Annotated in this window: 16 protein-coding genes and 2 pseudogenes; 15 read left to right on the plus strand and 3 right to left on the minus strand. The window is 37.3% G+C overall.

Annotated elements, in window-relative coordinates:
• Positions 1–438: 438 nt before the first annotated feature.
• From D0T66_RS02170 to D0T66_RS02185, 4 genes and pseudogenes are all read left to right on the plus strand, one after another.
• On the plus strand, positions 439–1,437 hold the full coding sequence (locus D0T66_RS02170; RefSeq protein WP_163355357.1) for a hypothetical protein: 999 nt from the start codon (positions 439–441) through the stop codon (positions 1,435–1,437).
• 501 nt (positions 1,438–1,938) lie between these two features.
• Positions 1,939–2,244, plus strand: coding sequence for a DUF3408 domain-containing protein (locus tag D0T66_RS02175; RefSeq protein WP_163355358.1), 306 nt, complete (start codon positions 1,939–1,941; stop codon positions 2,242–2,244).
• Between the two features lie 143 nt (positions 2,245–2,387).
• Positions 2,388–2,528 (plus strand): annotated as a pseudogene (locus D0T66_RS02180) (helix-turn-helix domain-containing protein); the annotation flags it as partial.
• Between the two features lie 2 nt (positions 2,529–2,530).
• On the plus strand, positions 2,531–2,830 hold the full coding sequence (locus D0T66_RS02185) for a helix-turn-helix domain-containing protein (protein WP_163355359.1): 300 nt from the start codon (positions 2,531–2,533) through the stop codon (positions 2,828–2,830).
• Positions 2,831–3,136: 306 nt separating this feature from the next.
• Here D0T66_RS02185 and D0T66_RS02190 read toward each other — a convergent pair whose 3' ends face one another.
• From D0T66_RS02190 to D0T66_RS02200, 3 genes and pseudogenes are all read right to left on the minus strand, one after another.
• Positions 3,137–3,508 carry a hypothetical protein gene (locus D0T66_RS02190; RefSeq protein WP_163355360.1) on the minus strand — a complete coding sequence of 124 codons (372 nt, stop codon included), beginning with the start codon at positions 3,506–3,508 and terminating at the stop codon, positions 3,137–3,139.
• Positions 3,505–4,797, minus strand: coding sequence for a site-specific integrase (locus D0T66_RS02195; RefSeq protein ID WP_163355361.1), 1,293 nt, complete (start codon positions 4,795–4,797; stop codon positions 3,505–3,507). Before D0T66_RS02195 ends, D0T66_RS02190 begins: the two co-directional genes overlap by 4 nt.
• A gap of 258 nt (positions 4,798–5,055) precedes the next feature.
• A pseudogene (locus D0T66_RS02200) lies at positions 5,056–6,063 on the minus strand (phage integrase SAM-like domain-containing protein); the annotation flags it as partial.
• Between the two features lie 978 nt (positions 6,064–7,041).
• Between D0T66_RS02200 and D0T66_RS02205 the strand changes: the two are divergent.
• The 11 genes from D0T66_RS02205 (at position 7,042) to D0T66_RS02255 (ending at position 17,259) form a co-directional block, all read left to right on the plus strand.
• A complete protein-coding gene (locus D0T66_RS02205; RefSeq protein WP_129733360.1) occupies positions 7,042–7,572 on the plus strand; it encodes a dihydrofolate reductase family protein in 531 nt (176 codons plus the stop codon).
• Positions 7,573–7,627: 55 nt separating this feature from the next.
• Positions 7,628–8,116 carry an RNA polymerase sigma factor gene (locus D0T66_RS02210; protein WP_129733359.1) on the plus strand — a complete coding sequence of 163 codons (489 nt, stop codon included), beginning with the start codon at positions 7,628–7,630 and terminating at the stop codon, positions 8,114–8,116.
• 11 nt (positions 8,117–8,127) lie between these two features.
• Positions 8,128–8,913: a FecR family protein gene (locus D0T66_RS02215; protein ID WP_129733358.1), complete on the plus strand. Its 786-nt coding sequence runs from the start codon at positions 8,128–8,130 to the stop codon at positions 8,911–8,913.
• Positions 8,914–11,343, plus strand: a complete 2,430-nt coding sequence (locus D0T66_RS02220; RefSeq protein ID WP_129733357.1) for a carboxypeptidase-like regulatory domain-containing protein — start codon at positions 8,914–8,916, stop codon at positions 11,341–11,343.
• A 92-nt stretch (positions 11,344–11,435) separates the two neighbouring features.
• Positions 11,436–11,786, plus strand: a complete 351-nt coding sequence (locus D0T66_RS02225; RefSeq protein ID WP_129733356.1) for a hypothetical protein — start codon at positions 11,436–11,438, stop codon at positions 11,784–11,786.
• Positions 11,787–11,900: 114 nt separating this feature from the next.
• Entirely contained in the window at positions 11,901–12,332 is a 432-nt protein-coding gene (locus tag D0T66_RS02230; protein WP_129733355.1) for a DUF6769 family protein, read from the plus strand.
• 116 nt (positions 12,333–12,448) lie between these two features.
• The gene (locus tag D0T66_RS02235; protein WP_129733354.1) at positions 12,449–13,243 is read left to right on the plus strand and encodes a phosphatase PAP2 family protein; all 795 of its coding nucleotides are present in this window, start codon (positions 12,449–12,451) and stop codon (positions 13,241–13,243) included.
• A 12-nt stretch (positions 13,244–13,255) separates the two neighbouring features.
• Complete coding sequence (locus D0T66_RS02240; RefSeq protein ID WP_129733353.1) at positions 13,256–13,987, plus strand: glycosyltransferase family 2 protein; 732 nt, start codon at positions 13,256–13,258, stop codon at positions 13,985–13,987.
• A gap of 76 nt (positions 13,988–14,063) precedes the next feature.
• The gene (locus D0T66_RS02245; protein WP_203558323.1) at positions 14,064–14,648 is read left to right on the plus strand and encodes a lipid-A-disaccharide synthase N-terminal domain-containing protein; all 585 of its coding nucleotides are present in this window, start codon (positions 14,064–14,066) and stop codon (positions 14,646–14,648) included.
• Positions 14,645–15,667 (plus strand): NAD-dependent epimerase/dehydratase family protein, encoded by a 1,023-nt coding sequence (locus tag D0T66_RS02250; protein WP_129733351.1) that lies wholly within the window; start codon positions 14,645–14,647, stop codon positions 15,665–15,667. The genes D0T66_RS02245 and D0T66_RS02250 overlap by 4 nt, the downstream gene beginning before the upstream one ends.
• Before the next feature lie 23 nt (positions 15,668–15,690).
• On the plus strand, positions 15,691–17,259 hold the full coding sequence (locus D0T66_RS02255) for a glycosyltransferase family 39 protein (RefSeq protein WP_129733350.1): 1,569 nt from the start codon (positions 15,691–15,693) through the stop codon (positions 17,257–17,259).
• Positions 17,260–17,315: the final 56 nt, after the last annotated feature.

Consider the following 17,315-nt stretch of genomic DNA (forward strand, 5'->3'; position numbering starts at 1 on the left):
AAGGGAACTTGAAAGAGCGATTAGCGAATTTCGGGTTACCCGTGCGATTACCTTGCTCCTTTGACAATCGAAAAAAAAGAAAGAAGCGGAAGCTTCTGCCTTTTTTGATCGATTGTCAACGTTCGAACCAGACGGGCTTAAATATGAGACGCCCGGCTTTTGCAATACAGGGACTGCATTGCCGATAGCTCTTCAAGTGTTAAGAGAGCCGTTTAATAGCTTTGATTGGATAAATTCTCTCATTTTTCTCAATTTTAGAAAGCATCTGGTGTGATGCTTCGGACAAATATATGCTATAAATCTGATAGCCAAACCTCTACCGATATTTATGCATTGGAATGCATTTATTTGCCATCTATATAGGCTGATAAGGCAACTATTATTACTCCAGTTACCAATATTACCCATATAACTAAGGAAAATATGTATCTTTAGAGCATGTTTGATTATGGTGATGACATAGAATATATGGATTTCTCGGAAGATGGCTTCCGGGAAGTACAACAATGCCTTGACCGCTTTGTAAAAGTAAACTATGAAACTGCACTTAGTCTATTGTACAGGATGAAGCCCACACCGGAAGATATAACACTCTATAAGGGAAAAGTCTTGGATATAATTCGCCATAATCCTCCGCTTGAAAGTATTCCTCGTTATTTCCGGGACGGACGGGAGGACTATCTTTGGTATAGTGATTTCTATGATAATATTACCAAAGAAGTTTATCGGTGTTACCGAACGTTTACAGCTCCGGCGATAGAGATAACCCCGGCTAACTATACACAAGAACTGGCAAAGATTGAATTGCCTTACTTTGGGGAGCTTGTAGACCTCGTGTCGCTTGAAAAACTTTGTATACTCTACGAATTCAATCAGCTTTCGAAAAAGACCGAAGCCGATATAGAGGAAGAAGCAGATATCGCTTCCGATGCGGGAACCGGCAAAGATAATATTGTTGATACCTCTCAAGAACTGAAAGCCGGCAGACAAACAGATGCAACTCAACCTGAACGCCAACCGAAGAAACGCTCCTATGATCCGAACCTGAATAGTAAACAATATACACTACTTGCAGAATGTGTGGAAGACATAAGACTCTTTCGCCGGAAGATAAAAACTGGTGAACTAAAAAGACTATTGAAAGGAAAGCTAACCGAACCACTGGAAGTTACCAACCAAAAATCATTAGTCTATCTCTTAGATCAACTAAGCGAATACAAGTATATCAAAGATACATGGATGTCGGTTGCTGATGGCAACCGGGACTTCCTTTCTTTTCGTACTGAAGGAAATAAACAACGCTACGGAAACGAACCTCATTATATTACTATGCAACAACTCCTAAATTGCCGTAACCGGAATAAGCGGGAAGCGATTATTGGGCTTGTTGAAATTGAAGAAATGGTTGACGTGATGGAGGAAAACCGGGATAAATAACCCAATAATCCCGGCTTGGAAATATTTTATATCTTTCTTAAAATTATTTTGCTACTGACTAAAGCCGTGTTATCTGCTGTATTTCATCAAGTTGACTTATCAATACATTTCTTCCTATATACTCATTTTTGCCAATCTAAACACTATCCACCTTGCAAAACTGTACTGATTTTCAAATACATACAACTCCAACCTGTTAGGTAAAGCTGTTACCCAAACAGCGTAGGCATCAGAGAGTCGATATATTGCACCCGATTTCGGAAACAGTCGGTGTGCAAGGTTGCCACGGCTTATCCCTCCGAAAGATTTAAGGGTATGGATAAAACCAACCGGATAAGGGATGTATGACTGTCCCATAATATAATCAGGAGAAATAATTGCCGGTATTCCCCGGCATAGTATCAACAATTAAAACATAAAAATATGAGTGACGAACTTGAAAATGCTAAATCAGAAACAGAAGAGAAGGATGTATCAGAAGTTATAGAAAACAGTACATGAATGCCAAGCTCCCGGGCAAAACAGGCTCGGAAGAAAGATGAGGATGAATATACCCGACGTTTTCTATTGGTTCGGAAAGTGAAGGATTACACCCCGGTATATATTGATGTACGAATGAAAGAGAAGCTACAAACATTGGTTTCATCATTACAACATATCGTACCGGATATTACACCGACCATCCTTCTTTCCAATATTCTTGCCGACCATTTATTGGTAAACCGTGAATTGATAACCCGTGCTGCAAACGAAGGATTGAAACGTTCGCTTGCCAGTACATTTAGTGATAAAGATATAAAAGAGTAAAAATTATGGAAATTGTTTGTATTGATTTACATGCTTGGGAAAGGCTAAAAAGCCAAATAAGCAGATTAACTTTTGAAGTGAGCGCATTGAAAGAGTTATATTATCCCAATCCCCGAGATGGCTGAGTAGATTCAGCGGATGTCTGCCGGATATTAGGTATTTCAAAGCGGACATTACAAACATGGCGGAATAATGGTAAGATTCCTTTCTCCATGTTAGGTGGTAAAGTTTATTTTCACCAGTCGGATATTGAGACACAGCTTCAGGAGGGCTTGAAAAAGTAATTATGGATAAGTATATAGGTTTTGAGTCCGAAGAGTTCAAGGAACTTGAAAGGCAGATAGAACAAGCCCTAAATGATACGCAAAGTGTGCGTGACAAGTATCGCCCATCCTTGGCAGATAAACGTTATCTTAGTGGGGAGGAAGTAATGGAGTATCTTCATATCTCGCCACGTACGCTTCAAAACCTGCGTGATAACCGGACAATCTGCTATACTACAATTGGCGGTAAGATACTTTACCCTGAAAATGAATTGGAACAGGTACTGCATCAAAACTTCCGATCGCCGGAATTACCATTCTAAAGATATGTCTATGCAGATTCCGAGGCGAGGGAGTTGAAGTTGCTTACCTACAAAATGAAAACAAGCATTCCTAAATAAAATAGGGGATGCTTGTTTTTTGATATATGCGTCATCGTCGGGTCGGTCATTTTCGTTGCTGGGAGGTCTCAATGCTTCCGTAGAGGGTGGAACAGGCAAGTCTTGGATGCAAAAATACTATCCGCATAGCGGTTGGAGATTTTTGTATCCAACCCGAAGGGCTTTAGACTTGATTGTTCCGACCAGAGAAGCAACTTTCTCCCAGTAACGAAAATGACCGACCCGACGTTAATTGAGTATTTGGGGACTATTTATTATCCCCAATATCATTAGTTTGTTATTCGTTCTATGAGTAACCCTTTCTATTAGCCATTTTCTAAACTTAGCTGCATCAGGGGAGTTAAGCCGGAATGATAAGGCTATAATCATTTCCAAATCAAAAACTTCGGGTAATAGAATCTTTCCTACTTGTCTAACTTCACAGCAAATGGAGGGTTTTACAGCCCCGGTTTGAATAATCGACTTGATATTAGCCCGAACTGCCTGCTCATAAACTCCAAACAATCGAGCTATCTGCCAGTTCTTTAGGCGGATTTCTTTTCTTTCACCGGATTCAATAACTTTTATCAAACCCTCAACCGTTATTTCTTCCTTGTTCATAGCATAGATGTTTTTCTCTTACCAACTTTACCTATATTTCTGAAATCGGATTGGGGACGATTGGTTTCAACCTGATACTTGTCGCCAATCTTATCTGTTAAGGCTGCCATATCCCGACTAATCTTCTCATTCGTGATTTTAGCATATATTTGTGTCGTATGAATATTTGAATGCCCTAACATTTGACTAACAGTCTCAATAGGAACACCTTGCGATAGGCATACGGTCGTAGCAAACGAGTGGCGTCCCATGTGTGACGAGATCCACTTTGTGATTCCGGCTTGCTTTCCAATACGTCTTAGAGTACGGTTCATGTTCTCTACGTTACTTGGCACAGGAAATACAAACTGATTCTTTGCTACAATCCGATACTGTTCGATAAGTTGCTTGGCAACAGGTAGAAGTTTTACATAAAACGTCGTCCCTGTTTTCTTGCGTTTTGCAATCAGCCAGAGTTCCCCATCAAAGGATGTTTGTATATCAGCGAAGGTCAATTTACGAACATCTGCATAGGCTAAGCCTGTAAAAGCTTGAAAGATAAAAATATCCCGTATCTGCCGTTGCTTATACCGGCGGAGCTCAACGGTCATGAATCGGTTCAACTCATCTTCCGTCAAGTAGCCTCTATCACGAGTTTGTGCTTTGAAACGGAATCCGGCAAAGGGATTGATATGGATATAACCTTTACGTTGAGCAATAAGCATAATCTGTTTGAGTTTAGTAATAGAGGTCAGTAAGGTACTTCCTGCCAGTTTCCTTTCTTCGAGCAGATAGAGATAATAATCATGAATAAATTGAGACTCTATCTCTTTAATGGGAATATCAGAGAGGCGATATTTGTCCTGAAGGAACAATTCAACCCGTCTGCGATTAATGAGAAGCTGCTCATATGATTTTTCTGTTCTATCCTTGCCAATCCGCTTTCGATATTCTTCATAGAATTCATCAGCGATAGAGAAGAAAGTTCGATAGTCATCACTGAATCCCAAATAAGCATTTTTGACTTTCTCGGCTGAAACAAAATTATCTCTATCACAAATACTTTGGTATTGCTTGCCAATTTGTGCTTTGATGTTGTCAAGCTTCTGATTTATTTTCTGCGCTTGAATACTTTTACCTCCGGCACGATTTGCACCTGTATCCCAAAGCGATGGTTTGATAGTTAGCTTACAGCTAAATTGAGCAATACTCCCGTTTACGGTTATCCTTCCCATGATTGGGGCAGTTCCGTCCGGTTTCAAACTGTTCTTTTTGAGATAGAACAAAATCTTAAACGTACTTCGTTGCATAACTCTAATTTTAATGGTTACAAATTTACTTTACTTAGAGTTATCCGACACTATGCAAATCCGCGCAAACGACTGAATAAAAACACATTACAAAATCATTCGAAAACCCTCTCAGGTAACGAGTTGGTAACTGAAAAGACTGCCAACTTTGCTTTTTTATGCTTTCATCCCCAATATTTCAAAAAGAACCATATCTGTAATCCGCTGATTACGTTTTCGTTACATCACTTTGCTTTCCCTCTCTCAAACGGCTGTAGTTTCTTTCAAATAAGAGTTCATCTTTTGATTGCTCAAAACTGGCAGCAAAACATTATTCTTTATGCATTCAGGATGATCGTTATATTTATCAAGAATGACCTTTGCAGCATGAATTACAGGAATATTACACATGTTACCTGTTTTCTGACGAGGTTTCCGAATCCACAATGTTCCATTACTATCCGCCACCAGATGAGAAGGACTTAATTGCTTAACATCTATAAAGGCAAGACCAGTCAGCGAGCAGAAACAAAATATATCCCGTACAACTTCAAGCCTTTTAATGGCAAACTCCTTATTCATTATCCGGTCTAATTCTTCCTGACTTAGAAACTCAACATCCACTTTGTCATGTTTGAATTGGATTCCCATAAATGGGTCTTTCTTCATCCATTCGTTGGCAAGGGCTATACGAACGATTTTCTTTAAGTTTTTCAGATGCTTCAATGCTGAATTATGTTGCATATTCCGTTCGGCTTTCAGGTAGAATTCAAAATCTTGAATAAACACACGGGAAATCTCTTTCAGCAGAATATCGTCTTTCTTTGTACTATGCTTGATAAATGTTTTCAGCGTATTCAAGGAAGTATCAAATTTTTCGACTGTAGAAGCAGAAAAATCTTTCCCGATTAAAGCCCGGCATCGCTTGTTATGTTCAGCATAAACTTCTATAAGTGTTTTTTGTGATTCATCCCGACCGTACAATTTATCTCTGATAGCATCCGCAGTAATACGAACTCCGTCTATTTCCAACTCCCTATGGATTTGGAGAACTTTTGCTTTCATCGTATCTATATAGCGATTCAATTCTTTGCCAACCTTGCCAGTAGAAGTACAGCATTCTCTTGTCTGATTCCAATACTCAACGGCTACACTCCTTTTAATGGAAATATCGACAGTCCTACAATTAACTGTAATACGCATACAAATGGGTGCTTCTCCGTTTTTTAACATCTTGTGCTTTCTAAGTAGAAAGTTCACATTAAAGGTACTTTTCTTTAATCCCATGATAAACTCCTTTCGTGGTTACAAAATTACTATTAAGAGTTCATTTGTGAGCCATGTAAAAACCTGAAATACAAGGAATAAGAATCCAAAAAGTGGGACTTTTTGCGAGGATTATAAAGTCCCACGAATTAGCCTTTTTTAAATGCATTTTAATGGGATTTTTTGCTGGGGTGGGTAAAAAGAAAAAGTCCTGTATTCTATTGAATATCAGGACTTTTCTTTGATTTTCTAAATCTATTGGCGGTATGGACGGGTACGCCACCAAACTGTGTCTTTTCGCTGTTTTCCAGCTACTTAACCCCTCTTTTTATCTTTAGGGGTACGAGTTAGAGCCAAAACTCTTAAACTCGTTGTACGTCAGTCTTTTAACGACCTTACCAACCTTATTCCTTTTTTAGCGGAACGGACGGGACTCGAACCCGCGACCGCAAAACGCATATATTCAGTGATTAAAAATCTTTTTTTGTTTATGTGGTACGAATTGGAGCAATATCCTTTTCTGCCTTATTTTCTTGGCAGTTCTGGCTGCTATTGACGCCAATTTGTCTGCATAAAACTTGGGTTCAAAGTTACTACAATTTTTGAAATCACCAAAGGTTTTGAAAAATAATCTTTTAGACGTAGTGCAAGGTGCAAGTTTATCTATATATAGATACTTGCACCTTGCACCAACAATCTCAACTGGAAAGACTTTAATACCTTAAACTAATTTGGTATCTTTGCACCAGATAAATAGAATTTTAGCGGATTAATTCCGTTTATATATAACATAACGTTCGCTGAACGTCTCGATACGAAAACTGGTAATTTTCAACTGAAAGGGACAGATAGCGCAATGTTCATGCTATACGAGAGTATGGCGTGGGCTTGCCTGTTTCTTTCAAAGGTATACCAGTACCTCGTATCGGAGCAGTGTGAGTTCCACACTTCTTTTTTGAGATACAGCGAGCAATGGTATAAACAATTAAATTCAGTAGCATGAAAAAAATTATCCTTTACATCGCTGCATCACTTGACCAACGGATTGCAGAGCCAGGCGGCGGATTGGAATGGCTTACCGGATGCCCAAATCGTGAAAAGACAGATTACGGTTGCAAAAATCTATCAGCTTCGGTTGATACGGTTATTATGGGCGGTCGTACTTACCGTGAAATTATGAACATGGATGTAATTTGGCCATATTCGGAACAGATGGCTTATGTTGTATCCCACCATGAATGGGATACAAAGGAGAATGTACGTTTTATCACGGAGAATATTATTGAAACGATTTCTGAACTTCGCAATCAGGAAGGTAAAGATATTTGGTTAGTTGGAGGCGGAGAATTAATTTCAATGTTGCTCGCCGCAGATTTGATTGACGAAATGCAAATTTGCTACTTCCCCATAATTTTGGGCAAAGGCATATCTTTATTTCCTGAACAAAACAAGGAATCTAAGTGGGAAATAATAAAGACAAAAGTATATGATTCGGGTGTGTTGAAAGTTGATTACCAAAAATCTTTATAATTTCATGTAGGGTATTTATATCTTCATGCGGTATAATAGTAAAATGTCCAACTGGATGATAAGCAAAGCAGAGTTCAAACAATTATTCGATAAGTATTTTGATACGATTCGAAGTTTTATCTTCTATCGCTGTGGCGATAGGGATGCAGCATCGGATATGGCACAGGATGTCTTTATGAAGATTTGGGAGAAACGGGAACAACTGGATAACCTTAATTTAAAACCATTGCTTTATAAGATAGCAAACGATATGGTTATAAGCAATTATCGAAAAAGTTCTACCCGTTTAGATTATGAGGTGAGTATGAGTATTCAGATTGATAGTCCCTTGTCGCCCGAAGATGAATTAAACTTTGAAGAATTGGCATCTACTTATGCTAAAGCATTAGAAAAGATGCCGGAATTACAAAGGGTTGTTTTCCTGATGAGCCGGAATGATGAACTAAAGTATAGTGAAATAGCCCAATGTTTGGATATAAGCGTAAAAGCTGTCGAAAAACGGATGAGCGCTGCTTTGCAATTTCTTAGGACAGAACTATTATAATTAAAGAAGATATGAAAACGGATGATATTAAAATAACCCCTAAATGGAGTAAAAGCAAAGAAGATATTTGGGATAGTGTCTTTGAAGGATTGGAAGAAACTCCCAAAGTTATTGAAATGGCTCCCCGAAAAAGATCATTGTGGTTTTATGCGGCTGCATCTATTGCTGCAATAGCTATAATTCTACCCTCCATAGCATTTTTCTATACAAAAAATGAAGTTGCTGAAAGAGGTACACATCTGGCGGTGGTTTTACCCGACGGCTCTAAAGTAGATTTGAATGCCGAAAGTAAAATCGGCTATAAACCTCTCTGGTGGTTTATTTCCCGTGATGTAGAACTGAAAGGCGAAGCATATTTTGAAGTTGAAAAAGGAAGCACATTTGATGTACGTTCCGGGCAATACACTGTAAGTGTACTGGGAACAAGTTTTAATGTGTTTTCCCGTGCCGAAAATTTTAAGGTAACCTGTCTTACCGGAAAGGTGAATGTTTCGGATAAATCGGAATCAGTAATACTTACCCCGAATATGCAGGCATTATTAAGTAATGGCAAACTTACCACTAATGATGTCGAAGATGCGAAAGAATCTATTAATTGGAAACATGGTAAATTTGTTTTTGTTAGCGTACCTTTGCAAGATGTAATTCAGGAGATTGAAAGACAGTATGATATTGAAGTATTGCCTAATTCAAATCTGAATTATTCATATTCAGGTAATTTTACGAAAGCTAAAGATCCGAATGATGTGCTTAAAATAGTAGGTAAACCGTTCGGAATAGAATTTAAGATAAAGTAATTGAAGAAATTTATAGTTATACTTATAATAACCCTTACAGGCACAATTGCAGCTTTTTCACAAGAGCTGCATTTGGTCGTTAATGACAAGCCCCTTAACGATGTTCTGCGGGGATTACCCGTAGAAATTTCTTTTGATGATAATGCCCTTTCCCAATATAAGGTAACGGTCAATCGAAAATTTAATAATCCTCAAAGCGCACTTGATTTTTTGCTGAAAGATAAACCGTTTCGCCACGAAAATATAAACGGAGTTTATGTTATCGCTTCCTATACTGAAAAGATAGAGCAACCGCCTGTTGTTGAAGTTAAGCGGTACTATACGTTTTCAGGGACAATAAGGGATGCAGATAGCGAAGAAGGTTTACCTTACGCTTATATCACTACTCCCGAAAAGACCGTTTCAACTGATGAAGCAGGTTATTTTTCTTTCAAAACCGAGAAAAAAGGAAATCAGCGTGTACAAGTGCAGTATTTGGGCTATCAGGCACAAGATACTATTCTTTCTCCCGGACTAAACGAAATCCGGCTACAATCTGCTGTTTTTACTATGGATGAAGTAATCGTCAGTCCTGCTCCCGCCACAATGCTTATCCAATCCGGCAATAGTCCCGGCGAAATCCGCATCAATCATCAAATTTCAAAATATATTCCCGGAAGCAATGATAATTCCGTATTTAACCTTATGCGGATGATGCCCGGAGTAAGAGCATCGGGCGAGCCATCGGAAGACCTGATTGTGTGGGGCAGTAATATGGGTGAAAGCAAGATAACATACGACGGATATACGCTATTCGGTATAAAGAACTATAACGACCATATAGGTTCGGTCAATCCCTATATGGTAAAAGACATACGCATCTTGAAAGGCGGGTACGGCTCCAATCAGGGCGGACGTATCGGTGCCATTACGGAGATAACAGGTATAGACGGTAATTTTAATGCTCCGTCTGTAAAAGCAACTGTCAGCAATTATACAATGAACCTTTTTGCTTCGGTACCCTTGACAAAGAAATTGAATATCTCTGCTGCTTACAGGCAGACTTTCTATAACCTGTATAACAATGAGAATGTGGATTTATCCAATAGTGAAAATAATCCACAAACGATTTATTCAAGCATATATATAAAGCCTGATTACCATTTCAATGATGCCAATTTAAAGCTATCAGGAAAAGCATTTAAGGATGATTCCTATTACATCAGCCTGTATGGAGCTAATGACCGCTTTAAATACTCGGTAAATCAACCAAACGAGTATGATGTCAATGCTTCTGAAAAGAACAGGCAATATGGTGGGGCGGCTTCTTATAAACGGGTATGGGAAAACGGCTCAACTACAAAAGTTGTGGCTACATTCTCACGGCTTACCTCTTTGTTGGATAATCTCACAATACTGGGAGATAAAAAGCCGACAACAGACGATGTTAGTCATCTGGATAATGAGGTACAGGAGTTTTCGGTAAGACTTAACCATGACTTTAATATCGGAAGCCGTAACAAAGTACAAGTTGGCGGGGAGTGGCAACAATACAGGGTAAGTCTGAACGAGCTATGCGGAGAACTGGATAAGCCGACAGTCTATATTACAGATAATATATTATTGGATAATTTGACTTTAAGTGCAGGTGTACGGGTGGATATGCCATTGAATAAAAAAGTCTATGTACAGCCCCGTTTATCCGGCACATATAAAATATCGGAAGAACTAACTGCAACTGCTTCGTGGGGACTATACAATCAGTTTCTTACCCGTACCGCATACCAATATGATGAATCGGGATTTCAAACCGTATGGACTATGGCAGACAGTACCTTTACAAAGGCAATGCACACTACCGCAGGTATTGCATACAGTAAAAACGGCTTCTTGGTCAGTATGGAAGGATATTATAAGACTACAAAAAACAGTCAGTATTTTTTGGATAATACAGTCTATAAAATAGATAATACGATTTTAGGAGCAGACTTGTTTGCCAAAAAGCTAATCAGAAATCATACTTTATATGGCTCGTATTCCATCAACCGCCTTAGTAAACCGCAAAACGAACTTTCGCATGAAATAAAAGTCGGAGGTATCGGGGCATTCGATCCTTTCTATTTTTCGTTGAGTTATGTTTATGGTACAGGCTTTTCTTATATTTCCACTGGAGGGCACGGACATGGACAAGGCAATGAGGAAGGACAGCATGGCTCCGAACACGAACATACGGATTATTCCGATGAGCCATACAGCCGCTTTGATATAGGTGCTACATACAGGGCACAAATAAAGAAAGTAAGGCTGCAAGCAGGCGTATCGCTATTGAATGTGTTTGGTACTAAGAATATAAAATACAACTATCAGATTTCCGGTCAAAATACTGCAACAAATATCTTCACAAAAGCAACTCCATTTACTCCAACGGTATTTCTTGAAATTATTTTTTGATTTATGGTAGGGTAAACCCTGCTTTATGCGGTTACTATTACGAAAGCGCTTCAGAAAAAAACAAAGTACAAATTCGTAAATTAGTAGATCAAATGAAAAAGTTATTTTATTCGTTGGCAGTAGTTTTATTTGCAGTAACATTCGTTGCTTGCAGTAATGACGACCATGAAGATTTTGGGACATCAGCAAAACAAGATATTGAAGCCAGAGCTGCGGCTTTAGGATTTGATGATGTTGCAGCTTACCAAGCAAGTGTAGCAGAGCAATGTTCAGCGGGAAATCATGAAAATTGTGATATTTATAACGATGGCACTCACGAAGCCTGCGCATATTCCGACCATTCAGGGAAAAACCATGACGGCACCCATCACAATGGAACCGATCATGGAACACATGACAAAGATGGTCATTCACACGGTTCGCATGATGGTAAACACCATTAATAACCTTTATGTACGATGGGATTCAATAAAGGGGAAACAATTTCTTTATTGAATCCCTTTTTTAAAACACATTGCCTATAATAAAATTATCTAACCACAGTTAAGATATTAAGTTTGAAAAATAAATGTTCCATATCCGCTATTGTACTCTCAACCATACTATTTTTGGTTTTTGCAGTTATTCCACATCATCATCATGGTGGGAAAGCCTGCATTGTTATCGAGTTGTGTGAGTTGGATAATGCAATAAACGATGAACATACACATCACAGCGATACGGATAGTGAGCAAAATCACGATGAAACCTGTATTGCTAAATCAAAATTCATCATTCCTACATCTGTTGATGAAACAAAACTAAAAGTATCAGATAATCAAAATGATACTGTTTTATTTCCTATCTTTTTCCTTGTTGGAAATTTATTTAATTATAGTTTAGATAGTTCATTTATCGAATCTGATTACGGTGAGTATATACTAAGCTATAAATCCGCAGCAGCAAATCAATTTCATGGTTTGCGGGCACCTCCTTTCACCTTTTCATAACAGAAAGACTAAATTATAGTCTTTATCCTTTGTGCTTGTAATCTATCTTCCGGTAGATACTAAGCCACCGCTATATCTAATTTTCCGAACAATCCCAAAAAAATAATATAAATAAGATGTTTTTAAAATTGACAAAAGCATTGTGTACCATTGTGTTATTACTTTCGGTTTCACTCCCAAATGCTTATACCCAAACAAATAATAACACGCTTTCTGAAAGCGATAGTATTCAGGTAAATGACTATAAATTCTCATATAAACAATTAATAATACCTGCATCCCTGATGTTGTACGGAACAATAGAAGCAACATTAGCGCCCAAAAATCGCCTATTAAACTATGCCATAGGGCATGAAGTAATAACACACAAACCTGAAAAGTTTCAGATTGATGATATAACGCAATATGTACCTGCGGCGAGTGTATATGCTTTAAACTTAGTCGGGATAAAAGGCAAACACAATTTCAAAGACAGGACGATTATTTTAGGAATGGCAAGCCTGTTCACGGCGGCTTCAGTGAATGGTTTAAAATATACGGCACGAGTTGAAAGACCAGATAAATCCGCAAAAAATTCTTTTCCGTCAGGGCATACGGCAATCGCTTTTATGGGTGCTGAATTTCTTTGGCAAGAATATAAAGATGTTTCAATCTGGTATGGAATAGCGGGATATACTATCGCTGCGGGAACCGGAGCATTCCGCATATACAATAATAAGCACTGGGTAGGCGACGTCGCATTCGGTGCCGGGCTTGGCATATTAAGTACAAAACTTGCCTATTGGCTCTATCCTACTGTTGAAAAGAAAATATTTAAAGGTGGTCAGGAGAAAAAGAACAAACGAAATCTTGCTTTTTACCCCTATTACACAGGTCAGCAGGGTGGTTTATCGCTTTCAATGCAATTTTAAAATATAAATGATATGAACTCTACAAAAGATTATGATTTAACCATAATAGTTCCTGTTTATAATGAAGAAGAAAATATAAACAAACTTGAAAAGGAACTATCTGAATATGTATGTTCTTCATCAGTAAAAACCTGCATACTATTCGTTGATGATGGATCGAAAGACCAAAGCAAAACATTGATACAGGAAGTGTGTCAGCGAAACCGTCATCTTTTTTATATAAGTTTTGCTCGAAATTGCGGATTAAGCGCAGCTATAAAAGCAGGGATAGATATAGCCCAGTCGTCATTTGTCGGATATATAGATGCTGATTTACAAACAGCGCCTAAAGATTTTGAACTTTTATTGCCATATAGAAATGAATATGAAATGGTAATGGGTATCCGTACAGGACGCAAAGATAGTTTAGGAAAAAAACTATCGTCGAAAATAGCCAATAGTTTTCGCCGCATGATGACTAATGACGGCATAGAAGATACGGGGTGTCCACTAAAAATTATTCATACCGAATACGCTAAACGCATTCCGATGTTTACGGGGATGCACCGTTTCCTACCTGCTCTCCTTCAGTTACAACATGGCAGGGTAAAGCAGGTTCCTGTTAGGCATTTTGAACGTACCGCAGGTCAATCAAAATTTCATTTATGGAACAGGTTGGTTAGTCCTTTTATGGATTGCTTTGCTTTCCGATGGATGAAGAAACGGTACATAAACTATACTATTGAAAAAGAAGGTATTAATTAAGCCATAGCAAAAAGTGAATAACGACATTTGGTATTTTGTTTTAGGTTTTTTAGCACAGGGGTTATTTTCTGCCAGAATGCTTATTCAGTGGATTTTATCGGAAAAGGCTAAAAAAGTTGTATCTCCGACTATCTATTGGCAGTTAAGTTTATTAGCTTCTATATTATTTTCTATATATGGGTGGCTAAGGGGAGATTTTGTAATAATTCTCGGACAACTATTCTCCTATTATATCTATATATGGAATTTGAATAGTAAAAACAACTGGAAAAAAATCCATTTAGCTATAAGAACAGTAATTCTCTTAATACCTGCTGCCGCACTTTGCTATGTGCTATATAACAATGAAGTAAGCATTGACAGGTTATTTTCAAATATATCGTTATGGTTACTTCTATTTGGTTCCGCAGGTCAGATAATTTTCACTTTCCGCTTTGTTTATCAATGGTGGCATTCAAGATTGAGAGGTGAATCTGTCCTTCCCTTAAACTTTTGGCTGTTGAGTATAATAGGTTCTCTGATAACTATTGCATACGCAATATTCAGAGAAGATCCGGTATTGCTTATTGGTCAAAGTTTTGGTTTTATCACATATTCCAGAAATGTGTGGTTGATTATAAAAAACTGTAATGAGGATGAATCTAAAAAAGAGATTAAATGAAAATATTAGTTACAGGCAGTGCAGGATTTATCGGATTTCACTTGGTAAAAGCATTGGTTGAAAATAAAGAGAATTTCGTTGTGGGAATAGATAATATAAATGACTATTACGATGTAAACCTAAAATATGGCAGGTTGTCTGAATGTGGAATAGGAAAAGAGGATATAACAGAAAATGAAGTAGTCCATAGTTCATTTTATTGCAATTATGATTTTGGAAAGATTGATCTTACGGACTTTATACAATTAGGTGTTCTTTTTAAGAAGTATCAATTTGATTATGTTATCAATCTGGCAGCACAAGCGGGGGTTCGGTATTCTTTAGAAAATCCCCATGCTTATATCAACTCTAACATTCTTGGCTTTGTAAATATCTTAGAGTGTTGCAGGCATAATAATATCAAGCATCTTATATATGCTTCCAGTTCTTCGGTTTATGGATTGAACAATAAAATTCCTTTTAAGGAATCTGCCACAGTTGATAATCCTGCCAGTTTTTATGCTGCAACAAAAAAAAGTAATGAACTGATGGCTCATTCTTATAGTCATTTGTTCAATTTGCCCTCCACAGGAATAAGACTTTTTACTGTATATGGAGCATGGGGAAGACCTGATATGGCTCCGATGATTTTCGCAAGATCTATTCGGGAGGGCAGAACAATCAAGGTTTTTAATAATGGGGATATGCTTAGAGATTTCACCTATATAGATGATGTTATAAAAAGCATCGTCTTACTCTTGGATAAAACTCCGGATAAAAATTCAGATTCCGCTTTCTATCAGATTTTTAATATCGGCAATTCAAAGCCAGTTAATTTACTCCAGTTTATAGAAGCGATTGAATATGAAATGCAAAAAGACGCTCATTTGGAAATGTACCCTTTTCAATCCGGTGATGTAAAGGAAACCTATGCTGATATAAGCAAATTGACCAGATACATTCATTATAAGCCCAAAACAGTATTACCGGAAGGAATAAAATCATTTATTGAGTGGTTTAACTCAATGGAAAATCAATAGGTGTTAATCCTTAATTATTAACTATGACATTAAAACGATTATTTACGATTGACCACATCTACTATATTCTTGTTTTTGCATTAATGTTCCCATTAATCCTACTCCGGGATTATACGCCTGCAAACGAACTTAGATATTTGAATATAGTTGATGATGCCTTAAAAACAGGGAATTTTTTCTCATTTTATAATCATGGTGAAATATATGCCGATAAACCGCCTTTATATTTCTGGATTATAATGCTCGGAAAAAAGATATTCGGAAGTCATCAAATATGGTTCTTGTCGCTATTCTCATTACTACCCGCTTTTGTCATTCAGTTTACGATGGACAGGTGGACACGAGCTGAACTTCCAAACGAATATCAATCCAGTGCAAAACTATTATTGTTCACAAGCGCTCTATTTATGGGTGGAGCCATTATTCTAAGAATGGATATGTTAATGTCTATGTTTATAACATTGGCATTATATGTTTTTTATAGAATGTATTCAGGCAGAGAGAGAAAATATGATAAGTATTTGCTTCCTCTTTGTATTTTCCTCGCAATATTCAGTAAAGGGCCAATCGGAATAATTATTCCGGTAGTCTCTATACTGACATTTCTAACTATAAAAGGGAAAATTAAGGATAGTGGAAAATATTTAGGGTTTAGAACTTGGGGAATACTCTTATTGCTTTGTTCTGTTTGGTTCAGCTTAGTGTGGGTTGAAGCGGGAAATAGTTATTTGAACGATTTACTCTTTAATCAGACATTCAACCGTGCTGTTAGCTCATTCCATCATAAGGAGCCGTTCTATTATTATTTTCAGGTATTTTGGTATTCCTTCGCTCCTTGGTCAATTTTATTCTTTGCCCTTATCCTGTTAGGGATTAAAAATAAGCTGATAAAAACAGATATAGATAAATTGTTTTTGACTGTTGTTTTAACGTCATTTCTTGTCTTATCTATTGTAAGTGCAAAGATTGAAATTTATATGTTGCCTGTATTTCCTTTTGTGGCTTATCTGTCAGTTATTATATTGATGAGATTAAAGAATAAGAAATGGATTGTATATTTTATGATAGCGTTATCTCTCATAGCAATAATGGCTTTGCCGTTGTTTTTATTGAGTAAAAATGATATTACATTTTCTTGGTTGAATGAAATTCACACTTCCATAATATGGGGATTAATTTCACTTGCTCTATTTGGATTCCTTTCTTTATATTTTCTGATTTTCCGAAAGAATATAATTCGTTCGATTAACAGCATATCAATAGGGATTTTAACCGTGATATTTATTGTATCCTTTGAAATGCCTTTTCTGAACAGCTATGTCGGTTATGAAAATATGTGTAAGAGTGGGATTGAGTTATCAGAAAATTCAAAACAATACATTGTTTATGGAATCCGCCGTCCAGAGAATATGAAAGTATATTTAGGAGAGAGTGTTATCATAGCTGAAAAGGATGATATTATGTCCGATATTTATGGCGGTTCAATACTTTTTATTTCTGATAGAGCATTGAGAAAAGATTTTTCATTACGGGAGTATATTGAGAAAAAGCCCTCTACAAAAATAGGAGATAATCTTGTGGTAAAATTATGAGAAGTGTCTTTCTCCGTTCAAGTTAAAAATTATTTTATTTTTTGGTAGGGTATAAT

The sequence above is a fragment of the Dysgonomonas sp. 25 genome (assembly GCF_010501075.1).
Classification (GTDB): domain Bacteria; phylum Bacteroidota; class Bacteroidia; order Bacteroidales; family Dysgonomonadaceae; genus Dysgonomonas.